Here is a 25,778-nt window from a genome sequence, read left to right as displayed (position 1 = left end):
TTTGCAGGCTCCCTGCGTTGCATTCCGCCACGAGGCCATTACCGATCGCTACTAGAAGATAGAACTTGCTGACCGGTTAATAGTTGCAACCATACCCGATTAATCTCGCGAGAATGTGAAACCCTTGGGTGTACGCAAGGACAACAGCCGGTAACCGCTCTATTGTTCTGCGTTGCGCCCGTACCTATTATCTTGTCAGCCTACAGCGCCTGTCCAATTTCGGGAAAACACCATGAAACGACCCGGTATCTTCATCTCCCTCACACTGCTATCCGGCATCATCCTTACGGGCTGCGGCGGCGCGGGGAAAGCCGCCATGGATACGGGCAAGAGTTTTGATCGATTCGCCTGTATGTCTCGCAACTTCAAGGGAGAGCCGCCCTGCCCGCAGCCGGATCAGGCTCCGCCCAAGGCTCAATAGTTCCTGAGCCTGAAACAAAAGACGAAAAACCAGAAAAGGAGGCCCCCAATGGCTATTGAACCGCAAGATGTGCTCAAATTCTGGTTTTCAGCCAAGATGCGTGAAAACTGGTTCACGAAAAGCGATGCTATCGACGAAGAGATTCGCGAGAAATTTGCGGCAGCCTATGAAGACGCACGTGCTGGCAAGCTCGAATCCTGGAAACAACAGCCGGAAAGCGCACTGGCCCTGACCATTCTGTTCGACCAGTTCCCGCGCAATATGTTCCGCGGTTCGTCCCGCTCCTTCGAGAGCGACGGTCTGGCGCTGGATGTGGCCATGCAGGCGCTTGACCACGATTTCGACCGGCAGCTTTCCGCCGATGAGCGGCAGTTCTTCTACCTGCCCTTCATGCACAGCGAAAATCTGGACAACCAGCGCCGCTGCGTGGATCTTTATGAAAAGCTCGGCGACCAATATTCGCTCGGCTTTGCCCGCGAACACCACAATATCATCGAGCAGTTCGGACGTTTCCCGCACCGCAACAAGGTGCTAGGTCGCAGCACGACGGAAGACGAAGCCGATTTCCTCAAGAAACATACCGGTTTCTAAAGCACATCCCGAAAAGTGTGAAACGGTTTTCGGATAAGATGTGCGTTAAAACAAATGGATAGGGTATTTCTGGTTTCAATTGAAACCAGAAATACCCTATCTACATCAGCCGGTAAGGCAGGATACCACGGCGGTCGTGATCGACCGCCAACCTGCTTTTGAGCGGCGGCACGGCGCGCTGCACACATTCCGCACGGTCGCAAATCCGGCATGAAACGCCAATGGGGTCGAAGGCTGACCGCGCCGTGATATCAAGACCATCCGCATAGACGAAATCATGCGCATAGCCCACTTCGCAGCCAAGCGCGATGGCATAGCGCCGCTGCGGGGCGTTGAAACCACCCTCGCTCTTCGTCAGTTCCGTCGCCACGCAGAGATAGCGTGCGCCATCTGGTGTTTCGGCCAACTGGCGGATAATCCGTCCCGGCATTTCAAAGGCCTGATGCACATTCCAGAGCGGACAGGCAGCACCATAGCGCGCAAACTGCAGCTTGGCGGCACTGTGCCGCTTGGTGATATTGCCTGCGCGGTCGATGCGGGCGAAAAACACAGGAATGCCGCGCTGGCCCGAGCGCTGCAAAGTGCTGAGACGATGCGCGACCTGCTCCAGACTGGTCCCAAAACGCGACGCCAGCAGTTCAAGATCGTGGCGCAGCTCTTTCGCTGCCGCGAGGAAAGTCTGGTAAGGCATGACCAGCGCGCCCGCGAAATAATTCCGCAGGCCGATTTTGCAGATCTCGACCGCTTCGACCGAGCGGAAATCGGCGCGTCGTGCTATCGCATTGACCAGATCTTCCATTTCAAGTTCGGCAATCTGAAACGCAATCTGGAAATGCCGTGTGGAAGCTGGCGAATAGGGATTGAGATAGAGAACCCGCGCCACCGGATCGAAGCGGCGCAGAACCGCCTCGTCGGAGCCAGCTCTCGCCAGCCGCACCCGATGCCGTTCTTCCATATATTGCGGTAGGGCTACGCCGATATCCCGTCCGGGAATATCCAGCTGTTCTGCAAGCTTTTCTGCTGCAACATCAATCTCATGCACATAATTGTCGATAAAATGAAAGAAGTCGCGCACTTCCTCATAAGGCGCAGGCTCCGCTATCGATGGCGCGCGCCCCAGCTGATGATCAAGGCTGGCAAGCTGCTCGCTATTGCGCCGATAAGCCTGATGGCACGCGATCAGAGCATGGGCCAGACCCGGCGCATTCTGGGTGATGAGCTTCAGCTCCTGAAGGTTCGGCTTGTAGTTGTCGAATACAGGATCGGCCAGCGCCTCGGAAACCGCCGATAACAGCCGGTCATCATCGCCAAGCGAAATCGCGCCGATATCAATCTGGTAGTTTTCTGCCAGCGCCAGCAGGACAGCCGCCGAAACCGGACGCTGGTTATTCTCGATCTGGTTCAGATAACTCGTTGAAATACCGAGACGTTCAGCAAAAGCCGACTGGGTCGCCTTATGCTGCTCGCGGATTTCGCGTATCTTCCTGCCGACATAGAGCTTCTTAGGTGCCATTTTCGCAATTTCGCATTTTGCTATTTGCAAATTTATAACTTACACAATCGCACCTTTTCAAGCTTTTCTCGACGGCTCACAAGCGCTTTAAGCATTTCAGAAAACGCATATAAAAATGCCTGTCATTTCAGTTTCATAACCGACTTTCGAAGGCCGCAATAATGCAGGAACTCCTAGAACAGCTCGAAGCCCGCCGCGCCGAAGCGCGTCTTGGCGGTGGCCAGCGCCGTATCGACGCCCAGCACGCCAAAGGCAAACTGACCGCACGTGAACGCATCGACGTGCTTCTCGACGAAGGATCGTTCGAGGAGTTCGACATGTATGTCACACATCGCTGTACCGATTTCGGCATGGCGGAGCAGAAAGTGGCAGGCGATGGCGTTGTCACCGGCTGGGGTACAATCAATGGCCGTCAGGTCTACGTGTTCAGTCAGGATTTCACCGTTCTCGGCGGCTCGCTGTCGGAAACCCATGCCCAGAAGATCTGCAAGATCATGGATATGGCGATGAAGAACGGCGCACCAGTCATCGGCCTCAACGATTCCGGCGGTGCACGCATTCAGGAAGGCGTCGCTTCGCTGGCCGGTTATGCCGATGTGTTCAAGCGCAATGCCGATGCTTCCGGCGTCATTCCGCAGATTTCGGTCATCATGGGCCCGTGCGCTGGCGGCGCGGTCTATTCCCCGGCCATGACGGACTTCATCTTCATGGTGCGCGACTCTTCCTACATGTTCGTCACCGGCCCGGATGTGGTGAAGACCGTCACGAACGAGATCGTCACGGCGGAAGAACTGGGCGGCGCGCGCACGCATACTGCCAAGTCGTCGGTCGCTGACGGCGCTTATGAGAATGACATCGAAGCGCTGGAACAGGTGCGCATCCTGTTCGACTTCCTGCCGCTCAACAATCGCGACAAGCCGCCGGTTCGCCCGGTCCATGACGATCCGTCGCGGCTGGAAATGCGGCTCGATACGCTGATCCCCGACAGCGCGACCAAGCCTTACGACATGAAGGAACTGATCCTCGCTCTGGCCGACGAAGGCGAGTTCTTCGAAATTCAGGAAGCCTTCGCCAAGAATATCATTACCGGCTTCCTGCGTATTGAGGGCCAGACTGTCGGCGTCGTCGCCAACCAGCCCATGGTGCTGGCAGGCTGCCTCGACATCGATTCCTCGCGCAAGGCAGCGCGCTTCGTGCGCTTCTGCGATGCTTTCTCAATACCGCTCCTGACCCTTGTGGACGTACCGGGCTTTCTGCCGGGCACGGCGCAGGAATATGGCGGCGTCATCAAGCACGGCGCAAAACTGCTGTTCGCCTATAGCCAGGCGACGGTGCCGATGGTCACGCTCATCACGCGCAAGGCCTATGGCGGCGCTTATGACGTGATGGCCTCCAAACATATCGGCGCGGATATCAACTATGCCTGGCCGACGGCGGAAATCGCCGTGATGGGCGCCAAGGGCGCAACGGAAATTCTCTACCGTTCGGAGTTGAGCGACCCGGAAAAGATCGCCGCGCGCACGAAGGAATATGAGGCGCGTTTCGCCAATCCGTTCGTGGCTGCCGAACGCGGCTTCATCGACGAGGTGATCATGCCGCATTCCTCGCGCCGCCGCATTGCACGCGCTTTTGCCAGCCTGCGCAACAAGCAGCAGAGCACGCCTTGGAAAAAGCACGACACCATTCCGCTGTGATCCGGTTCAGTTGAGTAGATAAAATGATCAAGAAAATCCTCATTGCCAATCGCGGCGAAATTGCCTGCCGTGTGATCAAGACCGCAAAGAAGATGGGCATTGCGACCGTGGCGGTTTATTCCGATGCCGACCGCAATGCGCTGCATGTGAAAATGGCCGACGAGGCCGTTCATATCGGCCCGGCACCTTCCAACCAGTCTTATATCGTCATCGACAAGATTCTGGATGCGATCAAGGCGACCGGTGCGGATGCCGTGCATCCGGGCTACGGCTTTCTGTCGGAAAACCCACGCTTTGCCGAAGCGCTGAAGGCAGCCAATGTCACCTTCATTGGACCGCCGGTGAACGCCATCGACGCGATGGGCGACAAGATCACCTCCAAGAAACTGGCCGCCGAAGCGGGCGTATCCACCGTGCCGGGCCATATGGGTCTGATCGAGAATGCCGATGAAGCGGTGAAGATCGCAAGCATGATCGGCTATCCGGTGATGATCAAGGCCTCTGCCGGTGGTGGCGGCAAGGGTATGCGTATTGCGTGGAACGACGAGGAAGCCCGCGAAGGCTTTCAACTGTCGCGCAACGAAGCCAAAGCCTCCTTCGGCGACGACCGCATTTTCATCGAAAAATTCGTCACCCAGCCGCGCCATATCGAAATTCAGGTGCTCGGCGACCAGCACGGCAACGTCGTCTATCTTGGCGAACGCGAATGCTCGATCCAACGCCGAAATCAGAAGGTGATCGAGGAAGCGCCCTCACCTTTTCTCGACGAAGCCACCCGCAAGGCCATGGGTGAACAAGCCGTCGCGCTTGCCAAGGCAGTTGGATATTACTCCGCCGGTACGGTTGAGTTCATCGTCGATGGCAGCCGCAATTTCTATTTCCTTGAAATGAATACCCGTTTGCAGGTGGAGCATCCGGTGACGGAACTCATCACCGGCATCGATCTCGTGGAAGAAATGATCCGCGTCGCCGCAGGCGAAAAACTGCGCTTCGGTCAGGCCGATGTGAAGCTCAATGGCTGGGCCATGGAAAGCCGTCTCTATGCGGAAGACCCGTATCGCAACTTCCTGCCATCGATCGGTCGCCTGACGCGCTACCGGCCGCCTGTGGAAGGTCGTCGCGAAGACGGAACGGTTATCCGCAACGATACCGGCGTATTCGAGGGCGGCGAAATCTCGATGTACTACGATCCGATGATCGCCAAGCTTTGCAGCTGGGGTCCGGATCGCCTTGCCGCAATCGACGCCATGGGCAATGCGCTCGACGCATTTGAAGTTGAAGGTATCGGCCATAATCTGCCGTTCCTGTCTGCCGTCATGGATCACCAGCGCTTTAGAGCCGGTGCGCTGACCACGGCTTTCATCGCCGAAGAATATCCAGATGGCTTCGCTGGCGTTACACCGTCGGAAGACGACGCACGCCTGCTGGCTGCTGTTGCGGCCCATATCAACCGCACCGTCGTCACCCGTGATGCACAGATTTCCGGTCGTATTTCCGGTCAGGACGTTAAGCCGGGTAATGACTGGGTTGTGAAGATTGGTGATCATCTGGTGCCCGTCCGCCTTGCGGATGGCGAAGGCGGCGCAACGGTGAACTTCGCCGATGGCGGCGACCTCACCATTGCCAGCGACTGGCACCCCGGCAGCCAGCTGGCCACATTCACGGTCGGCGGCAAGCCGGTCAGCGTGAAGGTTGCTCGTGCGGGTTCCGGCTGGCGTCTGCGCTGGCGCGGCATGGACCTGACAGCGCATGTGCGCAAGCCCCGCGTCGCCGAGTTGGCAAAGCTGATGCCGGTCAAGCTGCCGCCGGATACGTCGAAAATGCTGCTCTGCCCGATGCCGGGCGTCATTACCTCGATTCTGGCCGAGGAAGGCGCTACGGTGGAAGCCGGGCAGCCGCTTGCAACAGTCGAAGCCATGAAGATGGAAAACGTGCTGCGCGCAGAGCGCCGCGCCACCGTCAAGCGCATTGCCGTCAAGGCTGGAGAGAGCCTTGCCGTCGATGAACTGATCATGGAATTCGAGTGATTTTGGAGATGGCGCTTCGCGCCTCCTCAAGCCGTAGTTTCCTCATCCAGAGGAGCGCCCGCAGGGTGCGTCTCGAAGGATGGGGAAGCCGGACAGGATCAATATACTGACGAACTGGACCCTCGCCCTTCGAGGGTCGCTACGCTCCCACTTCAGGGTGAGGGCAGGATGGGATGGAGAATAAGCCAATGACGCAGAAAACCCGCGCGGATTGGGAAGCGTTGGCCGAGAAGGAACTGAAGCGTCCGACGAATAGCCTTGTCTGGCATACGCCGGAAGGCATTGACGTGAAGCCGCTCTACACGGCGGACGATCTGCAAAATGTCGACCATCTGGACAGCCTGCCGGGCATCGAGCCTTTCGTTCGTGGCCCCCGCGCCACCATGTATGCAGGGCGTCCGTGGACCATCCGCCAATATGCAGGTTTCTCCACCGCCGAAGCATCCAACGCCTTTTACCGCAAGGCGCTTGCCGCCGGGCAGCAAGGCGTTTCGGTTGCCTTCGACCTTGCCACCCATCGCGGCTATGACAGCGACCATCCGCGTGTGGTGGGCGATGTTGGCAAGGCGGGCGTAGCCATCGACTCGGTCGAGGACATGAAAATCCTCTTCGATGGCATTCCGCTTGAAAAAGTTTCGGTGTCGATGACCATGAATGGCGCGGTTATTCCTATCCTCGCCAATTTCATTGTCGCTGGCGAAGAACAGGGTGTGTCGCGCGATCTGCTTTCCGGCACCATCCAGAACGATATTCTCAAGGAGTTCATGGTCCGCAATACCTATATTTATCCGCCGGAACCCTCCATGCGGATTATTGCGGACATCATCGCCTATACCGCGACGGAAATGCCGAAATTCAATTCGATTTCCATCTCCGGCTATCACATGCAGGAAGCTGGTGCGACGTTGGTGCAGGAGCTGGCCTTCACGCTGGCCGACGGGCGCGAATATGTGCGTGCCGCGCTGCAAAAGGGCTTGAATGTCGACGACTTCGCGGGCCGCCTGTCGTTCTTCTTTGCCATTGGCATGAACTTCTTCATGGAAATCGCCAAGCTGCGTGCAGCCCGCCTGCTCTGGACGCGCATCATGAAGGAGTTCGAGCCGAGAAAGCCGGGCTCACTGATGCTGCGCACCCATTGCCAGACGTCCGGTGTATCGTTGCAGGAACAGGACCCCTACAACAATGTCGTGCGCACGGCATTCGAGGCTATGTCGGCAGCGCTGGGCGGCACGCAGTCACTGCACACCAACGCCTTCGACGAAGCCATTGCCTTGCCTACGGAGTTTTCGGCACGTATCGCCCGCAACACGCAGCTCATTCTCCAGAATGAGACCGGTGTGACGAAAGTGGTCGATCCGCTGGCGGGCTCCTACTACATCGAAAGCCTGACCAATGAACTGGCGGAAAAGGCCTGGGCGTTGATTGAGGAAGTTGAAGCTCTGGGTGGCATGACCAAGGCCGTTGAAAGTGGCCTGCCGAAGCGCCTGATCGAAGAAGCTGCCACCCGGCGGCAGGCGGCAGTCGACAAGGGCGAGGAAGTGATCGTCGGCGTCAACAAGTTCCGACTGGAACAGGAAGACGAGATCGACATTCTGGAAATCGACAATACCGCCGTGCGCCAGTCGCAGATTGCCCGCATCGAGCGTATCCGCCAGACCCGTGACAAGGCCAAGGTGGAAGCCGCTCTTGCCGAACTCGAGAAAATCGCGACCAGCGGTGAAGGCAATCTTCTTGCCGCTGCTGTGGAAGCTTCCCGCGCTCGCGCCACGGTCGGAGAAATCTCCGACGCCATGCGTCGCGCCTTTGGCGATCATGCCGCCGAGCCGAAAGTCATCCGCAAGGTCTATGGCGACGCCTATAAGGACGAGCCGGAATATCAGACGCTGGTATCGCGGCTGGAAGAATTCTCCCAGCATAGCGGTGCAAAGCCCAAGGTGATGGTCGCCAAGCTTGGACAGGACGGACATGACCGCGGCGCGAAGATCATCGCCTCGGCCTTCGGCGATATCGGTTTCGACGTTTTGGCCGGGCCCTTGTTCCAGACACCCGATGAAGCAGCCGACATGGCGATCAAGTCGAAGGTGCATGTCATTGGCGTGTCGTCTCTTGCCGCTGGTCACAAAACCCTGCTGCCGCAGCTTGTCGAAACGCTGAAGGCAAAGGGCGCTGAAAATATCGTCGTGGTCTGCGGAGGCGTGGTGCCACGTCAGGATTATCAGTATCTTTTCGACCACGGTGTGGCCGCTGTATTCGGCCCCGGCTCGAATGTGCTGGACTGCGCCCGCGCTGTTCTGGACATTCTGGAAGGCAAGCGTCGTAATCTCTGATTTTTTCAATAATTCAAAGAGTTATAAAAAAGAAGAGATTCAATTTCTCAACACGAAAAGCCGGAGCAAATGCTTCGGCTTTTCTGTTTTCATCATCTCAGGATTTCGGATCGGCGGATGCGGGTATTGCGGAACTGGTCACGGATACCGGATCGCTCGCGGGGAACGTATCCTCCAGCCCTTCGTCCAACTGGCGTTCCAGTTCCGCCCGGTCACCTGCACGCCTTGCGCTTGGGCGCGTCAGCAACCGGTCCGGCTCGATCCCGCACTCCATGGCTGCCACGCCAAGCGCCGCCCCAAGCCTGACCGCTGCACGACGAATGGCATCGTCACGCCTCAATTCTGCCCCGGTTTCATTCTCGAAAATCACGGACACTTTTTCATCACCCTCAGCGATAAACTCGACTGTGTAGAGCTTAAAACCACCAATCGAACCGATACGAGTTTCAACGATTTCCATGTGCTGATCTCCGCGCTTATCTCCAGAAGAGATAACGGGAAGTCATCGTGATAGTTCCATGGCTGAGAATGGAGCGGGCATTGTAAAAAGAACGACATAAAAACTTAAATCACGCTCTTTCCGGTCCAGAAGGCAGGCCTATATCCCTATTGGGATTTTACGGGAACTGCTCTTTTAAGGAAAGGATATCCCATGGCCGTCAGCAGAAAGGATCAGGCGCGTGCGCTCAATGCAGACGAGAAGGAGCTGGTGGAAAAAACCCAGCATCCGCATTTGCAGGAAGTGTCTGATGAAGAACTGGCGCAGCTGGCAAAACTGATCCGCGAACGCCGCCAGAAGGCACGCGATCAGGCCAACCAGCGCCGCCGCGAAATGCGCGGCAAATCGGCCGCCCGCGGCGCTACCGCTTCAAAGCGTGATGATGGCTCCCACCTCAAGGTCGCCGTTCTCGCAACGGCTGTGGCCCGTATCAATGGCGAAGTCGAACGCCGTGAACAGATGGCCGCTGCTGACGATCTGATCGCTAACGCCCAGAAGGCGCTTGCAGCAAAGCTCGCCAGCGAAAGAAAGGGCAAGACCTTCAATACGCGTCACGCACATCTGGGCATGCGCAATGTTCCGAACGAAAAATCCAGCACTTTCACACGAACTGCGGATCGCGGACGCAACCGCAAGACTGCCAGCGTGCGGCAGGCGAAGAAAGACGCCCGCTAACGCGCCGCACATGAAATCACGCGCGCCTGAAACACAGAAAATTCGTTAAAACAAACAGTTATAGCGAAAACCTGATTCAATCTGACAAGATATTATCAGAGCATTTCCAGCGCCACTTTTCGTGAAGGTGGTGCAAAAGCCTGATCAAGACGCGTCAATTGCTCTCCGGAAAGCCGCAGATCTGCGGCTTTTCTATTGTCCTGAATGTGGTGCAGGTTCGACGATTTCGGAATGGCTATGACATTGCCTTTGCGCATAGTCCACGCCAGCGCGACAGCTGCAGGGGTAACACCGCATTCGGCAGCAATCTCCGCCAAAATGCGATTGCCGAGCAGCCGACCCTGCTCAATAGGCGAATAGGCCATCAGCGGAATATGATGCGGATCGCACCAAGGCATGAGGTCGAATTCCGGTCCGCGCCGTGTGAGATTATAGAGGATCTGGTTGGTCGCGACAGCCTGACCACCCGCAACACCGGACAGCTCTTTCAGATCAGCCGTATCGAAATTGCTGACACCCCAGGCAACGATCTTGCCTGCCTGCTGCAACTCATCGAAAGCGGCCACTGTTTCCGCTAACGGATGACGTCCACGCCAGTGCAGCAGATAGAGATCGATACGATCCGTGCCAAGGCGTTTCAGACTACGCTCGCACGCCTCAATCGTGCCACGACGCGACGCATTATAGGGCAGAACCTTGCTCACCAGAAACACATCGTCGCGGCGATCCGTTATGGCCTCGCCCACAACGTCCTCGGCCTCGCCATCGGCGTACAATTCGGCAGTGTCGATCAATGTCATGCCAAGATCGATACCATGTCGAAGCGCCTCGACCTCATGGTGACGCTCTCCGGCATTCTCCCCCATATACCAGGTGCCTTGTCCCAAAGCGGGAACGGTCTGACCTGAAGGAAGGTTGATCTGTGGTATCGTGCCGGTCATCGCTTTTTCCTTATCGACGGATCACAAACATGATCGCGTAAGATCAGGAAAATTCAAGGCCTTAAGAGCAAGACTTACGCGAATTGCAGTCCAAAGCCCTGCATCAGCCTGCGGACAGCATAATCCGGCTTCTGCGAGGTGAATACCGCCAAATCGTCGTGATGATGCAGCTCCAAATCGCCCTTGCGCGGCGGCAGCAGCGATACGGTTCGGCGCGCAATCGCTTCCGCCGGATCGAGCCAGTCAACCGGCCACGGCGCCAGACGGCGGAAAACATTGGCAAGGAACGGATAGTGGGTGCAGGCGAGCACAACAATATCGGTACGTCTGCCATCCTTCTCGATAAAGCACGGCGCGATCTGCTCTACGACAAGCGCCTCGTCGATCTCTTCGCCGCGAATATGCGCCTCGGCAACACCTGCCAACCGGTCGGCACCGACCAGCCGGACATGACATTGCGAAGCGAAAGACTGGATGAGATCGCGCGTATAAGCACGCTTCACCGTGCCGGGTGTCGCCAGCACGGAAACAAGTCCCGAAGATGTACGCTCGGCAGCAGGTTTGATCGCGGGCACCGTTCCCACGAAAGGCACCGAGGGATAAGCGCGGCGCAAATCGTCCAGCACCAGCGTCGAAGCCGTATTGCAGGCAATAACCGCAATTTCTGGATTGTGCGTTGCGATGAAACCGCCAAACAGCTCGACGATGCGCGCCCGCAGCGCCTCTTCTTCCCAACCGCCATAAGGGAAACCAGCATCGTCGGCGATATAGACGAAACGCCGGTCCGGCATGATCACCCGCGCCTCGCGCAATACCGTCAAACCGCCAATACCGCTGTCGAAGACCAGTATTGGCCTTTCCTTGTCGGTTGTTACGGATGCGGAAAAGCTGGCGACGGGCGCGTCTTTCATTCTGGCTTGTCCTCTGGTGCGGGCTTGCGGGCACGACCTTCCGGCGCACCTGAGCCACGCGGCTTCTTCGGCGTGAATACATCAAGCGAGGTGACCACCCCGCGCAGGAGTTTCAATTCTGCAGAGGCGAAACCGGCGCGCGTCAGAACGGCACGCAGATTATTGACCATGATTTCCTTGCGCGCTTCCGGCCGGAAATAACCTCTGACATCAAGAGCTTCTTCCAGATGGTTGAACAAGCCCTGCAATTCCTGCTTCGGTGCAAGTTCCATCTCCGGCCCACGGAAAACCGTTTCGGTCTCGGTTTCCAGACCAGACTTCATCCACTCATAAGACATGAGCAGTACGGCTTGCGCGATGTTCAGCGAAGCGAAGGCGGGGTTGACCGGAAAAGTCACCAGCTCGTCGGCAAGACCCACTTCCTCATTGCTGAGGCCGAAACGTTCACGACCGAAAAGAATACCAGTCTTTTCGCCGGTCTTGAAACGCCTGCGCAACTCGTTGCCAGCCTCGACGGCGCTGCGCACCTGCTTGAAGCCATCGCGTTCGCGGGCTGTAGTGGCATAAACGAAATTCAGATCGGCAATGGCCGACGGCAGATCGTCATATACGATCGCATTGTCGATAACATGGTCGGCCTTGCTGGCAGCGGCCCTCGCCTTTTCGCTTGGAAACTCCTCACGCGGATTGACGAGACGCAGTTCAGCCAGACCGAAATTCGCCATGGCGCGCGCCACCATGCCGATATTTTCCGGCAATTGCGGCTCCACCAGCACGATTGCCGGTCCTTCCGCGATAAAGGGGCGCTGTTTGTCGGTTCCTGCCATGATGTGTTCCGTCATAGATATAATCGTGGCGTTTCCCTGACATAATTGACGCGAAATCGCAAAGATTCCCCTTAGAGCCTGAAACAAAAAGCGGCATGTGTGTGCGAAAATGGTGATTTTCGAGTACCGGAGCGGAGCGTACTTTTGGGTACGTGAGCACCGGAATGCAGAAAATTGCCATTTGCAGCCACACAGGGCGACTTTTGGAACAGGCTCTTACGTTCATGGGAAAAAGCCGTGTGTAGTATCCGAATAACACCAGCCCTCACCTCATCCATGCCAGATTGACCGCACGGAAAAACAGGATTCAGGGAGGAAGCCATGTCCGGTAAAAAAATTCTCATGCTGTGCGGTGATTTCGGCGAAGACTATGAAACCATGGTCCCGTTCCAGACCCTGCTTGCGGTTGGCCACACGGTTCACGCTGTTTGCCCCGGCAAGAAAGCGGGCGATCATGTCGCCACTGCTATTCACGACTTCGAAGGTCATCAGACTTATACTGAAAAGCCTGGGCATAACTTCGCGCTCAACGCCACCTTCGCAGATGTGAAGGCTGAAAGCTACGATGCATTGGTCATTCCCGGCGGTCGCGGACCGGAATATCTGCGCCTCGACGGCAAGGTCATCGCCGTGGTGAAGCATTTCTTCGAAGCGAACAAGCCAGTCGCAGCTGTCTGCCACGGCGCTCAGCTGCTCGCTGCCGCCCGCGTGCTGGAAGGCCGCACCTGCTCGGCCTACCCGGCCTGCCGTCCGGAAGTTGAGCTTGCCGGCGGCACCTATGCCGATATTCCGGTTGATCAGGCAGTAACGGACGGAAACCTCGTCACCGCACCGGCCTGGCCTGCTCATCCGGCATGGCTGTCGCAGTTCCTTGGCGTTCTCGGCACCAAGATCACGCACGCTTGAGCCGACTTGATCTTGCCTGCAACCATCATCCGGTTGCAGGCAGCTTCATATTGCGCAAAACTATCCGGAGAGCTTCATCCGGGAGAAAATCATGTGCAGATTGTTCATCGGTGCCAATCCAGAACTCTGGCAGAGCGTGACGCGCTCTCTGCGCATTGATGGCGTTGTCACCAGCGTCCGGCTGGAAAACTTCTTCTGGTGGACACTGGAAGATGTCGCTTCCCACGATGGCCTCAGCGTAAGCCGCCTTATCGGCAAACTCTACGGTGAATCCCGCGAGGAAGGCCACGACCTCGACAATTTTGCATCGTTCCTGCGCGTCTGCTGTGGGCGCTATTTGTCGCTGCAACTGAGCGGCCTTGTGCCGACCGACAAGGCGGCCGCCATTTCTGCGCTCGATGCCGATGCCATTCTGGCGCGCGAACAGGACAATTACCGCCAGCAGCAGGAAAGCTGGAAGAAGCCACGCAATGGCGAGGCGGCAACGCATCGCGCGGCCTGACCCAAATCAGCACCCTTCCCAATTTTTTGACTGCCAATTTCACCTATAGGCCAAAGAATAAGGCTTGAGAGCTTTGCCTTATTCCCTACGGGTGCTATAGGGGCCCATGCATTCAAGGCGCATTTAAAAAGAGGCTTCATCCATGGCAAAAATCAAGGTTGCGAACCCAGTCGTTGAACTCGACGGCGACGAGATGACCCGCATCATCTGGCAGTTCATCAAGGACAAGCTGATCCATCCCTATCTCGACGTCGATCTGAAATATTACGATCTGTCGGTTGAAAACCGCGATGCGACCAACGATCAGGTCACCATCGATGCAGCCAACGCAATCAAGGAACATGGCGTCGGCGTAAAGTGCGCGACCATCACCCCTGACGAAGCGCGCGTTGAAGAATTCAAGCTCAAGAAGATGTGGAAGTCGCCTAACGGCACCATCCGCAACATTCTCGGCGGCGTGATTTTCCGCGAGCCGATCATCTGCAAGAACGTTCCGCGCCTCGTGCCGGGCTGGACCCAGCCGATCATCGTTGGCCGTCATGCTTTCGGCGATCAGTACCGCGCGACCGATTTCAAGTTCCCGGGCAAGGGCACGCTTTCGATCAAGTTCGTCGGTGAAGACGGCGAAACCATCGAACACGAAGTCTATCAGGCTCCGGCGGCTGGCGTGGCAATGGCCATGTACAACCTCGACGAATCGATTCGCGAATTTGCCCGCGCTTCGCTGAACTACGGCCTGCAGCGCAACTACCCGGTCTATCTCTCGACGAAGAACACCATCCTGAAGGCCTATGACGGTCGCTTCAAGGATATCTTCGAAGAAGTCTACCAGGCCGAATTCGCCGACAAGTTCAAGGCAGCCAAGATCTGGTACGAACATCGCCTCATCGACGACATGGTCGCTTCGGCGCTCAAGTGGTCCGGCGGCTATGTCTGGGCTTGTAAGAACTACGACGGCGACGTTCAGTCGGACATCGTGGCTCAGGGCTTCGGCTCGCTCGGCCTGATGACCTCGGTTCTGATGACGCCAGATGGCAAGACCGTTGAAGCTGAAGCTGCACACGGCACCGTGACCCGTCACTACCGCCAGCATCAGAAGGGCGAGGAAACCTCGACCAACTCGATCGCTTCGATCTTCGCATGGACCCGTGGCCTCGCACATCGCGCCAAGCTCGACGACAATGCCGAGCTGAAGCGCTTTGCTGACACGCTGGAAAAGGTCTGCGTCGACACCGTCGAAAGCGGCTTCATGACCAAGGATCTGGCGCTGCTCATCGGCCCGGATCAGCCTTGGCTCTCCACCACCGGCTTCCTCGACAAGATCGACGAAAACCTCAAGAAGGCCATGGCTGCTTAATCAGCACCAGCTTTCATAAGAATGCAGAACGGTGGGTTCATCCCGCCGTTTTCTTTTTGATTTGCTTCATAGGGGAAAACGCGCATCCTGTGCCAACCAGGTTCAGGAGGAAAAAATGGCTGACCTCACGCTTTTCACCAATCCTATGTCGCGTGGACGTATCGCACGCTGGATGCTGGAGGAAACGGGCAAGCCCTACGACGTACAAATTCTCGACTTTGGCCCTCCGATGAAGGGCCCTGAATTTTGTGCTGTGAACCCCATGGGTAAGGTTCCGGCACTGCGCCATGGCGAAGCCGTCGTCACCGAAGCTGCAGCCATCTGCGCTTATCTGGCCGTTACTTTTCCGGAAGCAGGACTTGCGCCCCACCCGGATGAACGCGCCGATTTCTATCGTTGGATGTTCTTCGCCGCCGGTCCGCTGGAAGCAGCCCTTTCAAACCGCTCCATGGGCTTCGAAGTCCCGCCGGACCGCGAGCGCATGATGGGGTATGGCAATTACGACAGCGTGGTCGACACACTGGAAAAGGCGATATCGCGCCATCCCTATATCACCGGCAATCGCTTTACTGCCGCCGATGTCTATGTCGGCTCCCATATTGGCTGGGGCATGATGTTCGGCAGTCTGCCGCATCGGCCGGCCTTCGACACCTATTGGGAGCGACTGCAAGCCCGCCTGGCATGGAAACGCGCATCCGAACTGGATGACGCTGCCGTTAAAGCTGCAAGCTAAAGCGCCAGTTTCAGCTCGGCTGTGCTTCAATAGAGAAAGCGCTTTTAAAGGCCTGCGCGCCGGTGGGTGAAAATGCGATCACCCGCCCCTCAGCGCGCCGGGCCCAACCGCGTGCGATAAAATTATTCAGAAGCGCTGCACCAAGTGCGCCACCCAGATGATTGCGCCGTTCGCTCCAGTCAAGACAATGGCGGCACACAGGCCTCTTGCCGTGTTCCAGTGCTGACACATCAACACCAAGACAGGTGAAAAACGATTTGCCTTCGTCCGTCAGCACCGGCTCATCAGCATCATCGATCAGGCGGAGCTTATGTGCCGCCTCAAGCATCTCAACCCCGCGCTCGCCCGCCAGATGGTCGTAGCATATGCGCGCTTTGCGCAATGCTTCGTCCTTCGGCCCCGTGCGCACGCGTACCGCACCCGTTCGCTGGGCAAGGCCCATTAGCCCTTCCAGCACCTGCGCCACATCCGTGCCCGACAGGCGAAAATAACGATGGCGTCCCTGCTTTTCCGCAACCAGCAGATTGGCGGCATCAAGCTTCGACAAATGCCCGCTTGCTGTTTGCAGGGTGACACCCGCCGCAGCCGCCAGTTCGCTGACGGTCAGGGCACGCCCATCCATCAGCGCAGTCAGCATGTTTGCGCGTGCCGGATCACCGAGAAGAGCGGCGACGGAAGCTATGATCGGTCCATCTTTCATACTTCGATGGTAACCGAAGTGTCGTTGTCGTTCAAGCGCTACAGTATCTCCATCGAAAGCATGCCTATCAAGGAGACCCCGCATGATCACCTGTTTCATCCGCTACCAGATCGACCCGTTCAAAGCGGATGCCTTTGCCGAATATGCGCGCAATTGGGGACAAGCCATTCCACGTTGCGGTGCGCAACTGATCGGCTATTTCGGCCCGCATGAAGGTTCGGCCACGACAGCCTATGGGGTCTATTCGCTGGAGCACCTGGCCGCTTATGAGGCCTATCGAGCGCGGCTGGCAGCCGACCCGCTGGGGCGCGAGAATTATGAATTTGCGCGTCGGGAACAATTCATCCGGTCCGAGGATCGCATCTTTCTCAAGTTGCAATCGGGACCCCATGCGGAGTTGATCAAGCCATGATTGCAGTGATCTTCGAAGTCTGGCCCGCAGATGACGAGCGGCGCGAACAATATCTGGATATTGCGGCAAGCCTGCGAGACGATCTCAGCCGCATCGACGGCTTCATCTCAATCGAGCGCTTTCAAAGCCTTGTGGAACCCGACAAGCTGCTATCTCTATCCTTCTGGCGTGACGAGGAGGCGGTACGTGCCTGGCGCAACCTTCCCTCACACCGTATTGCCCAGACCAAAGGACGGAGCGGTGTCTTTGAAGATTATCGCCTGCGGGTTGCCAGTGTCGTTCGCGACTACGGGCTGGATGAGCGCCGCGAAGCGCCCGACGACAGCCGCACGGCGCACGCAGCCTGAGCCACAAAGAAGAAGGCCGGGTTGCCCCGGCCTTTCCAGATCACATTAGGCAATCAGGGCCTTGACCGCTGCTATAGCAGCATCGGCCTTATCGCCATCCGGTCCACCGGCCTGCGCCATGTCCGGGCGACCGCCGCCACCGGCGCCGCCGAGTGCTGCCGAAGCGGCACGGACCAGATCCACAGCGCTGAAACGGCCAACCATGTCTTCCGTCACGGCTGCAACTGCACTGGCCTTGCCATCTTCACCAACACCGATGAACAGAACCACGCCGGAACCGACCTGCTTCTTGCCTTCGTCAGCCAGCGGCTTCAGATCGCGTGGCGACACGCCGGTCACGACCTTGCCAAGGAAGTTGACGCCGTTCACAGCTTCAACCGCACTGCCGCCTTCCGACGAACCGCCGCCGAGCGCCAGCTTCTTGCGTGCATCCGACAATTCGCGCTCAAGCTTCTTGCGCTCGTCCATAAGGGCGTTGACACGCTCCAATGCCTCGGCAGGCGTAGTCTTCAGCGCGTTGGCGATTGCTTTCACGCGTTCATCCTGCTCTTCGAGATAAAGGCGCGCAGCCTCGCCCGTCAGCGCTTCCATACGACGAACACCGGCTGCAACCGCACCTTCGGAAACGATGCGAACAAGACCGATATCGCCTGTCTGGCGCACATGGGTACCGCCGCAAAGCTCTACCGAATAGGCCTTGCCCGACTTTGGACCATGCTTGGCAGTGCCCATCGAAACGACGCGCACCTCGTCGCCGTATTTTTCACCGAACAGCGCCATTGCACCTTCGGCAATCGCATCGTCCACAGCCATCAGGCGCGTGGAAACCGGCGCGTTCTGAAGGATAATCTCATTGGCCATGTTTTCAACTTTGGCCAGTTCCTCAGCCGAAATCGGCTTCGGGTGCGAGAAGTCGAAGCGCAGACGGTCAGGCGCAACAAGCGAACCCTTCTGCGCCACATGGCTACCGAGTGTTTCGCGCAGGGCTTCATGCAGAAGATGGGTGGCCGAGTGGTTGGAGCGGATGCGCGTACGGCGATCCGAGTCGACTTTCAGTTCGACAGCTTCGCCGGTCTTCGCAGTGCCCTTGGTAACTTCGCCGATATGAACGAAGACGCCCTCGCCCTTCTTCTGCGTATCCTTAACGGTGATGGCGAAGCCTTCGCCGGAAATCGTTCCGGTATCGCCCTGCTGGCCGCCCGATTCACCATAGAAAGGCGTCTGATTAACCACGACCGCAACGGTCTCGCCTTCAGAAGCCGACTGCACTTCCGCGCCGTCGCGCACCAGAGCGGCGATAACGCCTTCAGCGCTTTCCGTTTCGTAACCGAGGAATTCCGTCGCGCCGACCTTGTCCTTGATGCCAAACCAGATCGTCTCGGTTGCAGCTTCGCCGGAGCCTGCCCAATTGGCGCGAGCCTCGGCCTTCTGGCGTTCCATGGCGGTCGAGAAGCCATCCGTATCGACGGTGATGCCGCGCTGGCGCAGAGCATCCTGCGTCAGATCGAGTGGAAAGCCATAGGTGTCATAAAGCTTGAACGCGGTTTCGCCATCAAGACGGTCACCTTCAACCAGCTTTCCCGATGCATCGGACAACAGGCCAAGACCGCGCTCCAGCGTCTTGCGGAAACGGGTTTCTTCCAGCTTCAGCGTTTCGGAAATCAGCGCTTCGGCGCGGATCAGCTCCGGATAGGCCTGGCCCATTTCGCGAATGAGCGCTGGCAGCAGACGCCACATCAACGGTTCCTTCGCGCCCAGAAGCTGGGCATGACGCATCGCGCGACGCATGATGCGGCGCAGTACATAACCGCGACCTTCATTCGACGGCAGAACGCCATCGGCAATGAGGAAGCTCGACGCGCGCAGATGGTCGGCAATCACACGATGGCTGGCGCGGAAATCGCCTTCAGCCTTGACGCCGGTTGCTTCTTCCGAAGCCCGGATCAGCGCCTTGAACAGATCGATGTCGTAATTGTCATGCACGCCCTGCAGCACTGCCGCAACGCGTTCCAGACCCATGCCGGTATCGATAGACGGACGCGGCAGATCAATGCGCTGATCCGGCGTCACCTGTTCGAACTGCATGAAAACGAGATTCCAGATCTCGATGAAGCGGTCGCCGTCTTCATCTGGCGATCCGGGAGGTCCACCCCAGATGTGATCGCCGTGATCGAAGAAAATTTCCGAGCACGGACCGCACGGACCCGTATCACCCATCGCCCAGAAGTTGTCGCTGGTGGCAATACGGATGATGCGGTCGTCGCTCAGACCGGCAATCTTCTTCCAGTAATTCGCGGCATCCTCATCCGTATGATAGACGGTGACGAGCAGCTTGTCCTTCGGCAGACCGAATTCCTTGGTGATCAGGTTCCAAGCGAAGCTGATGGCGTCTTCCTTGAAATAATCGCCGAACGAGAAATTGCCCAGCATTTCAAAGAAAGTGTGATGGCGCGCCGTGTAGCCCACATTGTCAAGATCGTTATGCTTGCCGCCTGCACGCACGCATTTCTGCGAGGTGGTCGCGCGATTGTAGGCGCGGTGTTCCAACCCCGTGAACACGTTCTTGAACTGCACCATGCCCGCATTCGTAAACATGAGCGTCGGGTCATTGCGCGGTACGAGCGGACTCGACGGAACGATTTCGTGTCCGTTCTTGCGGTAGTAATCGAGGAATGTGGACCTAATCTCGTTGACGCCAGCCATAATTCACCCTTGGGCTTTTCGTGCCCTGCATTGATGCACCCTGTTTCAGAGGCCGCATCGATTGTCTTTTGCACCTGCAAACCGCCAACAAATAACGGAGACCGCAGGCTTTACTCCCTTCCCGCGCTACTAAGACGTGAAGTGGAGTTCTTCGGTTGACCGCTTTTAACGATGTGCTGCTTTTCTGTCCAGATAAGCCGCGTGCGCCATAAAGGCAAATTCTGCCTGTAAAAGCACCTTTTGCCAGTGCTTTTGAATTCACATCAAGCCACGACTGAAAAAAGAGAAGCCCCGCGCAACAGCACAGGGCTTCCAACTTCTAATCAGTAAAGAGGTTCGAGAAGAACCTCTTGCGGAAATTACATCTCCGCTGCGTCGGACCCGCTATCTTCTTCCGGGCCGCCATCATCGAGGAACTGTTCAGCGATCAAACCGGCATTCTGACGAAGTGTCGTTTCGATTTCGCGAGCGACCTCCGGATTCTCCTTGAGATATAGCTTCGCGTTTTCACGGCCCTGACCAAGACGCTGCGAATTATAGGAGAACCAAGCGCCGGACTTTTCGACAACGCCTGCCTTCACGCCAAGATCGACCAGTTCGCCCATCTTGGAAACACCGGCACCATACATGATGTCGAATTCAACCTGCTTGAAGGGAGGAGCCAGCTTGTTCTTCACGACCTTCACGCGGGTCTGGTTGCCGACGACTTCATCACGCTCCTTGATGGAACCGATGCGACGGATATCGAGGCGAACCGAAGCGTAGAACTTCAGCGCATTACCGCCGGTCGTCGTTTCAGGCGAACCGAACATGACGCCGATCTTCATACGGATCTGGTTGATGAAGATGACCATGCAGTTGGAACGCGAAATGGAAGCGGTGAGCTTGCGCAGCGCCTGGCTCATCAGACGAGCCTGAAGGCCCGGCAGCGAATCGCCCATTTCACCTTCGATTTCCGCACGCGGTGTCAGCGCGGCCACAGAATCGATGACCAGAACATCGATAGCACCAGAGCGCACGAGCGTGTCGGTAATTTCAAGTGCCTGCTCGCCGGTATCCGGCTGCGAAATCAGCAGGTTTTCCAGATCCACGCCGAGCTTGCGTGCATAGACCGGATCGAGCGCATGTTCCGCATCAACGAATGCGCAGATGCCACCCTTCTTCTGAGCTTCGGCAATCGTGTGCAGCGCGAGCGTGGTCTTACCCGAGCTTTCCGGTCCGTAAATTTCGACGATGCGGCCCTTGGGCAAGCCGCCTACACCCAGCGCGATGTCCAGAGAGAGTGAGCCGGTCGATACGGTCTCGATTTCGACCGCCTTGTCGTTTTGACCGAGGCGCATGATCGAGCCTTTGCCGAACGCTCTTTCGATCTGTGACAGCGCCGCATCAAGTGCCTTAGTCTTGTCCACTGAATTATCCTCAACAAGTCGCAATGAATTCTGAGACATCTTACACCATCCTCTTGTCCCGCTAGAAGCCCGGCAGGCTCATCGCTCATATCTATTTGTATCTGTTTTGTTCTCATTTGGCAATACAGATAACATATGGAAATTATTAGATAATATTATTTTGTTCCATTATTGTTCTCTACAATTAGAGATAGGTAAAATAAAAAGCCTATCCACGCTTTAGAGCCCACGGCAGCATCCAGCGAAGTAACGATTCGGCCAAAACAGACAAAAGCGCAGCCCTTCTTGCGAAGAACTGCGCTCGATATGGCGGGCCTTGGCAGCCCGATTCTGTCTATTGAAACGTTAGCTTGCGCCCCGCAGCGGCGAAATCTGAATTTCGACGCGCCGGTTCTGTGCGCGGCCTTCAGGCGTGGCGTTGGTGGCCACTGGCTGGCTTGCGCCATAACCGATGATCGCAAAGCGACGCGGATCGATGCCCTGTGAACCGAGATAGCTTGCCACCGATCCGGCACGACGCTGCGACAGGTCCTGATTGTGGCTGGCGCTGCCCGTCGAGTCGGTGTGCCCCAGAACGTCAACAAGGGTCTGGTTGAACTTGCGCAGCACGATGGCCACCGAGTTCAGCGTCGGGTAGAACTGGCTCTTCACCTGATCCTGATCGGTATCGAAGGTGATGCTGGACGGCATGTTCAGGATGATCTGATCGCCATTACGCGTCACGGAAACGCCGGTGCCCTGCAGCTGCGCACGCAGTTCGCTTTCCTGACGATCCATGTAGTTGCCGATGGCGCCGCCGCCGAGTGCGCCAATACCCGCGCCGATCAGCACGGCATTGCGCTGTGCGCGGCTGGAACCGCCAACCATAAGGCCGCCCAAAGCACCGACAGCAGCACCGATTGCCGCGCCGCCTGCCGTGTTCGACATCTTCTGTTCGCCCGTATATGGGTCAGTGGTGCAGCCCGCCAGCAAAGTGGCTCCAATCAGGGCGATACCGATTCTTTTCAACATGCAAAGGTCATCCTCAATTTGCGATTCCGCGCGCATGATAATTGCGATTAAGGCCGGATGGTGTTCCAAATCTCGTATTTGAAACCCCAATCCTCACCTTTTAGCCAATACCGCCGCAAGAACGCAACTGCGCCGCGTAACGATTGGCCATCGCCTGTGCCCGCTTCGCGCCATTGAGCGCCGTTGAATTGCCGCGCCACGCTCCACGTGCGTAACCGCCATGACCGCTGTAATAGGCCAGATAGAGGCTATAGGTGTCGGCGCGGTTGATGCCGTTCTTCTGATAGCTTTGATAATGATACCAGCCGATGAAATGGATAGCGTCGGCAAAGTTGGTGCGTGAAGCGGTCCAGCGTCCGGTCTCACGTTTATAACGATCCCAGGTGCCGCTCAGCGCCTGTGAATAGCCATAAGCGCTGGATGCGCGCTTCCACGGAATGATCCAGAGAATCTTGGTGCGAGGCGGTCTCGCATAGGGCTGAAAGCCCGATTCTGCATAGATCGTCGCCATCAAAACCGGAACCGGCACGCCGAACTCACGCGATACACGCGTCGCGGCAGTCTGCCAATTATTGAACCAACCGTCACGCTGATCGAAGACTGCGCATACATTGCTGACCTGCCGTGGGGCGGTCGCGCAGCCTCCAAGGATCACGAGCGCTACGAGACACAAAACGCGCATCATGGGGAACCTCATCAAATTACAAAGATTGATAAAATGTAAAAGTAAACTTCCCATTAACCTGAATGCACAGCACAACGCGCGGAGCGTCCGTTTCGGAAGTTCAATGTCATTGAATGGGGCAATATTTTCTCAGCAATAAATAATATTATCAAATAAATGAATTGATGGCTGACTTAATAAACATAAAATCAAGCTAGTAATATTTTATATAAATTTTGGAATTTCTAGAAATTATCCATTCGATTATTGTTTTAATGAATATTTGGAGAGTGAATTATGGGCTATATGCAATATTTTATTCCCTATGGATTTACCTATATATTTCTAGCTGCATCTGTCATCGCCGTCGTAACAAGACATGACATTGTTGCCCTCGCTCTCCTGATCGCCGTGTTCATCGCGGCATTGCTCGGAGAGTCCATCTCTCCGGTGGGCCTGTTGTCGCTGGCGGTGTTCTCCATCCTAACACATTGGCGGTTCAACATTCTCCGCGAAAGCATGTATCGCCGCTTTCCCTGGACTGAACCAACAACGGACCTGCTCGTGGTCGCTGTGTGCGTCACATTCTTCCTTCATGTTGTGTGGGGCTTTCACAACACGAAAATCATCGACACAGCGGTCGTGTCCACTGGCGGCGTGCCATTGTCCATGTACTTGAATCTGGACAAGACGGCAGCTGCAATCATCCTTGCACTCAGCGGGCGATTTTTCACCTCGGGGACTGAGTTTGACGCGCCGATAAAACGCGCTGGAACAACCGAAACTTTGAAGATCATAGGACTGATGTGGGGTGGTTGTCTTATCACCCTGATCCCCGTCGCACTGGCCATCGGCTATATCAAGTTCGATCCGAAGATCATGCCCCATTTCGGTATCTGGGCCGTCAACAATCTCGTCTTCGTCGCATTTGCGGAAGAAGTGCTGTTTCGCGGGATGATACAGGGACGCCTGCTCGCTTATTCGTACTATCGGGGCTGGCACCCGGCCTTTGCGATCACAATCAGTGCGATCCTGTTCGGGCTTCTGCACTATCAGGGCGGCGTGAGTTATGTCGTTCTGGCAACCGTTGCCGGGATTTTTTACGGCATGGCCTATTACAAGTCAGGCCGGTTGATCTCGTCGATCGCGGTGCATTTTCTGCTGAATCTGACCCATGCGCTATTCTTCACCTACCCCGCACTGATGCATTGAGCGACAAGCGGGCAGGTTCTTACCGGTTCCTGCCCTGACGCTCCTGACGCAACCGTGCCCAATAGTCGAGCCGCTTGCGGATATCGCGTTCAAAACCGCGTTCCGGAGGATCGTAGAACTTCTGCCGTCCCAAGCTTTCCGGGAAATAATCCTGTCCCGAAAAAGCATCCGGCTGATCGTGATCATAGGCGTAACCGTCGCCATAACCCTCATTTTTCATCAGCTTTGTGGGAGCGTTGAGAATATGCTTTGGCGGCACCAGAGAACCATGTTCCTTGGCGGCGCGCATAGAGGCCTTATAAGCCATGTAAACGGCATTCGACTTGGGTGCTGTTGCCAGATAAACGCAAGCTTGCGCCAGCGCCAGCTCACCTTCCGGCGATCCCAGATAATCATAGGCGTCCTTGGCGGCGTTGCAGATGACAAGCGCCTGCGGATCGGCGAGGCCGATATCTTCAACCGCCATGCGCACAAGACGACGTCCGAGATAAAGCGGATCTTCCCCCGCATCGAACATACGCGACAGATAATAGAGCGCCGCGTCTGGATCCGAACCGCGCACCGATTTATGCAGCGCCGAGATCAGATTGTAGTGTCCGTCCTGGCTCTTGTCGTAAACCGGCGCACGACGCTGCACCACGTCCTGAAGTTTCTCGGCGGTAAAGACCTCTTCCGGGCGCGCCGCACGCCAGACTTCTTCAGCCAGCGTCAATGCAGCACGACCATCGCCATCGGCCATACGAATCAGGCTGGCTCTCGCCTCCTCATCCAATGGCAGCGAGCGATCTTCCTGTTCCTCAGCCCGGATCAACAGCGTAGCGATGCTCTCTGCATCATGCGGATGAAAGGTCAGTACACGCGCGCGTGAAAGAAGAGCAGCGTTGAGTTCAAATGACGGGTTTTCAGTGGTCGCGCCAATCAGGATGACCGTGCCGTCTTCCATCACTGGCAGGAACGAATCCTGCTGCGCGCGGTTGAAACGATGGATCTCGTCCACGAAAAGCAAGGTCTGACGCCCTGACATGCGCCTTGCACGAGCGGTCTCGAAGACTTTCTTGAGGTCGGCCACGCCGGAGAAGATTGCGGAAATCTGCTCGAAGGCCAGATCGGTCTCGCCCGCCAGCAGGCGCGCGACCGTCGTTTTACCGGTTCCGGGCGGGCCCCAGAAAATCATCGAACCGAGCGAACCGGATTCGATCATACGCGTCAGCACGCCTTCCGGCCCGGTCAGATGTTCCTGACCGGTCACCTCCGACAAGTGCCGGGGGCGCAGGCGGTCCGCCAGCGGACGGTTACGGTCCGCATTCGGGTCTGAGGCCGATGAAAAAAGATCGCTCATTCGATAACTCGGTCGATAAATAAAATGCCGCTTCAGGCATAATCTTACCTGAAGCGG

At 56.9% G+C, this 25,778-nt stretch carries 24 protein-coding genes; 13 read left to right on the top strand and 11 right to left on the bottom strand.

What is annotated here, in order from left to right; genetic code table 11:
- Window positions 1-232 precede the first annotated feature (232 nt).
- Window positions 233-421 (top strand): hypothetical protein, encoded by a 189-nt coding sequence (locus FHW03_RS17735; protein ID WP_078340813.1) that lies wholly within the window; start codon window positions 233-235, stop codon window positions 419-421.
- A 48-nt stretch (window positions 422-469) separates the two neighbouring features.
- A complete protein-coding gene (locus FHW03_RS17730) occupies window positions 470-1,012 on the top strand; it encodes a DUF924 family protein (RefSeq protein ID WP_182521816.1) in 543 nt (180 codons plus the stop codon).
- A gap of 100 nt (window positions 1,013-1,112) precedes the next feature.
- On the opposite strand, the gene FHW03_RS17725 is transcribed toward FHW03_RS17730, so the two are convergent.
- Window positions 1,113-2,525 (bottom strand): XRE family transcriptional regulator, encoded by a 1,413-nt coding sequence (locus FHW03_RS17725; protein WP_182521815.1) that lies wholly within the window; start codon window positions 2,523-2,525, stop codon window positions 1,113-1,115.
- 161 nt (window positions 2,526-2,686) lie between these two features.
- Here FHW03_RS17725 and FHW03_RS17720 point away from each other — a divergent pair, with 161 nt between their 5' ends.
- The 3 genes from FHW03_RS17720 to scpA all read left to right on the top strand — a co-directional run bounded on the left by FHW03_RS17720 (window position 2,687) and on the right by scpA (window position 8,573).
- Entirely contained in the window at window positions 2,687-4,219 is a 1,533-nt protein-coding gene (locus FHW03_RS17720; RefSeq protein WP_182521814.1) for an acyl-CoA carboxylase subunit beta, read from the top strand.
- A gap of 23 nt (window positions 4,220-4,242) precedes the next feature.
- The gene (locus FHW03_RS17715; protein WP_182521813.1) at window positions 4,243-6,246 is read left to right on the top strand and encodes an acetyl/propionyl/methylcrotonyl-CoA carboxylase subunit alpha; all 2,004 of its coding nucleotides are present in this window, start codon (window positions 4,243-4,245) and stop codon (window positions 6,244-6,246) included.
- 188 nt (window positions 6,247-6,434) lie between these two features.
- The gene (gene scpA, locus FHW03_RS17710) at window positions 6,435-8,573 is read left to right on the top strand and encodes a methylmalonyl-CoA mutase (protein WP_182521812.1); all 2,139 of its coding nucleotides are present in this window, start codon (window positions 6,435-6,437) and stop codon (window positions 8,571-8,573) included.
- Between the two features lie 97 nt (window positions 8,574-8,670).
- Here the strand turns inward: scpA and FHW03_RS17705 are convergent, their stop codons facing one another.
- Window positions 8,671-9,033 (bottom strand): hypothetical protein, encoded by a 363-nt coding sequence (locus FHW03_RS17705; RefSeq protein WP_182521811.1) that lies wholly within the window; start codon window positions 9,031-9,033, stop codon window positions 8,671-8,673.
- A gap of 192 nt (window positions 9,034-9,225) precedes the next feature.
- On the opposite strand from FHW03_RS17705, the gene FHW03_RS17700 reads away from it, so the two are divergent.
- Window positions 9,226-9,747, top strand: a complete 522-nt coding sequence (locus FHW03_RS17700) for a hypothetical protein (protein ID WP_182521810.1) — start codon at window positions 9,226-9,228, stop codon at window positions 9,745-9,747.
- Between the two features lie 95 nt (window positions 9,748-9,842).
- On the opposite strand, the gene FHW03_RS17695 is transcribed toward FHW03_RS17700, so the two are convergent.
- The 3 genes from FHW03_RS17695 to FHW03_RS17685 all read right to left on the bottom strand — a co-directional run bounded on the left by FHW03_RS17695 (window position 9,843) and on the right by FHW03_RS17685 (window position 12,426).
- Window positions 9,843-10,688: an aldo/keto reductase gene (locus tag FHW03_RS17695; protein WP_182521809.1), complete on the bottom strand. Its 846-nt coding sequence runs from the start codon at window positions 10,686-10,688 to the stop codon at window positions 9,843-9,845.
- Between the two features lie 74 nt (window positions 10,689-10,762).
- Complete coding sequence (murI, locus tag FHW03_RS17690; protein ID WP_138786838.1) at window positions 10,763-11,599, bottom strand: glutamate racemase; 837 nt, start codon at window positions 11,597-11,599, stop codon at window positions 10,763-10,765.
- On the bottom strand, window positions 11,596-12,426 hold the full coding sequence (locus FHW03_RS17685; protein ID WP_182521808.1) for an RNA methyltransferase: 831 nt from the start codon (window positions 12,424-12,426) through the stop codon (window positions 11,596-11,598). Before FHW03_RS17685 ends, murI begins: the two co-directional genes overlap by 4 nt.
- A 321-nt stretch (window positions 12,427-12,747) precedes the next feature.
- Between FHW03_RS17685 and FHW03_RS17680 the strand changes: the two genes are divergently transcribed.
- The 4 genes from FHW03_RS17680 to FHW03_RS17665 all read left to right on the top strand — a co-directional run bounded on the left by FHW03_RS17680 (window position 12,748) and on the right by FHW03_RS17665 (window position 15,924).
- Window positions 12,748-13,332, top strand: a complete 585-nt coding sequence (locus FHW03_RS17680) for a DJ-1/PfpI family protein (protein WP_182521807.1) — start codon at window positions 12,748-12,750, stop codon at window positions 13,330-13,332.
- Between the two features lie 91 nt (window positions 13,333-13,423).
- Window positions 13,424-13,834 carry a ribbon-helix-helix domain-containing protein gene (locus FHW03_RS17675; RefSeq protein ID WP_182521806.1) on the top strand — a complete coding sequence of 137 codons (411 nt, stop codon included), beginning with the start codon at window positions 13,424-13,426 and terminating at the stop codon, window positions 13,832-13,834.
- A gap of 142 nt (window positions 13,835-13,976) precedes the next feature.
- A complete protein-coding gene (locus tag FHW03_RS17670; protein ID WP_182521805.1) occupies window positions 13,977-15,191 on the top strand; it encodes an NADP-dependent isocitrate dehydrogenase in 1,215 nt (404 codons plus the stop codon).
- Window positions 15,192-15,306: 115 nt separating this feature from the next.
- Entirely contained in the window at window positions 15,307-15,924 is a 618-nt protein-coding gene (locus tag FHW03_RS17665; RefSeq protein ID WP_182521804.1) for a glutathione S-transferase family protein, read from the top strand.
- A gap of 10 nt (window positions 15,925-15,934) precedes the next feature.
- Here the strand turns inward: FHW03_RS17665 and FHW03_RS17660 are convergent, their stop codons facing one another.
- A complete protein-coding gene (locus tag FHW03_RS17660; RefSeq protein ID WP_182521803.1) occupies window positions 15,935-16,624 on the bottom strand; it encodes a winged helix-turn-helix domain-containing protein in 690 nt (229 codons plus the stop codon).
- A gap of 82 nt (window positions 16,625-16,706) precedes the next feature.
- On the opposite strand from FHW03_RS17660, the gene FHW03_RS17655 reads away from it, so the two are divergent.
- Both FHW03_RS17655 and FHW03_RS17650 read left to right on the top strand, forming a co-directional pair.
- Window positions 16,707-17,036: an NIPSNAP family protein gene (locus FHW03_RS17655; protein ID WP_182521802.1), complete on the top strand. Its 330-nt coding sequence runs from the start codon at window positions 16,707-16,709 to the stop codon at window positions 17,034-17,036.
- Window positions 17,033-17,383: an antibiotic biosynthesis monooxygenase gene (locus FHW03_RS17650; RefSeq protein ID WP_182521801.1), complete on the top strand. Its 351-nt coding sequence runs from the start codon at window positions 17,033-17,035 to the stop codon at window positions 17,381-17,383. The genes FHW03_RS17655 and FHW03_RS17650 overlap by 4 nt, the downstream gene beginning before the upstream one ends.
- 45 nt (window positions 17,384-17,428) lie before the next feature.
- On the opposite strand, the gene alaS is transcribed toward FHW03_RS17650, so the two are convergent.
- The 4 genes from alaS to FHW03_RS17630 all read right to left on the bottom strand — a co-directional run bounded on the left by alaS (window position 17,429) and on the right by FHW03_RS17630 (window position 23,191).
- The gene (gene alaS, locus FHW03_RS17645) at window positions 17,429-20,086 is read right to left on the bottom strand and encodes an alanine--tRNA ligase (RefSeq protein WP_182521800.1); all 2,658 of its coding nucleotides are present in this window, start codon (window positions 20,084-20,086) and stop codon (window positions 17,429-17,431) included.
- Window positions 20,087-20,445: 359 nt separating this feature from the next.
- A complete protein-coding gene (gene recA / locus FHW03_RS17640; protein ID WP_182521799.1) occupies window positions 20,446-21,534 on the bottom strand; it encodes a recombinase RecA in 1,089 nt (362 codons plus the stop codon).
- A gap of 306 nt (window positions 21,535-21,840) precedes the next feature.
- Window positions 21,841-22,506, bottom strand: a complete 666-nt coding sequence (locus FHW03_RS17635; RefSeq protein ID WP_138786846.1) for an OmpA family protein — start codon at window positions 22,504-22,506, stop codon at window positions 21,841-21,843.
- Between the two features lie 100 nt (window positions 22,507-22,606).
- The gene (locus FHW03_RS17630) at window positions 22,607-23,191 is read right to left on the bottom strand and encodes a transglycosylase SLT domain-containing protein (RefSeq protein WP_182521798.1); all 585 of its coding nucleotides are present in this window, start codon (window positions 23,189-23,191) and stop codon (window positions 22,607-22,609) included.
- 276 nt (window positions 23,192-23,467) lie between these two features.
- Here FHW03_RS17630 and FHW03_RS17625 point away from each other — a divergent pair, with 276 nt between their 5' ends.
- Window positions 23,468-24,382, top strand: coding sequence for a CPBP family intramembrane glutamic endopeptidase (locus FHW03_RS17625; protein ID WP_182521797.1), 915 nt, complete (start codon window positions 23,468-23,470; stop codon window positions 24,380-24,382).
- A gap of 19 nt (window positions 24,383-24,401) precedes the next feature.
- On the opposite strand, the gene FHW03_RS17620 is transcribed toward FHW03_RS17625, so the two are convergent.
- Window positions 24,402-25,721 carry a replication-associated recombination protein A gene (locus FHW03_RS17620; protein ID WP_182521796.1) on the bottom strand — a complete coding sequence of 440 codons (1,320 nt, stop codon included), beginning with the start codon at window positions 25,719-25,721 and terminating at the stop codon, window positions 24,402-24,404.
- Window positions 25,722-25,778 lie beyond the last annotated feature (57 nt).

This window comes from Ochrobactrum sp. RH2CCR150 (genome assembly GCA_014138095.1).
GTDB lineage: Bacteria > Pseudomonadota > Alphaproteobacteria > Rhizobiales > Rhizobiaceae > Brucella > Brucella gambitense.
Note: the sequence above shows the minus strand (reverse complement) of the source record. Positions and strands in the feature narration are given on the sequence as shown.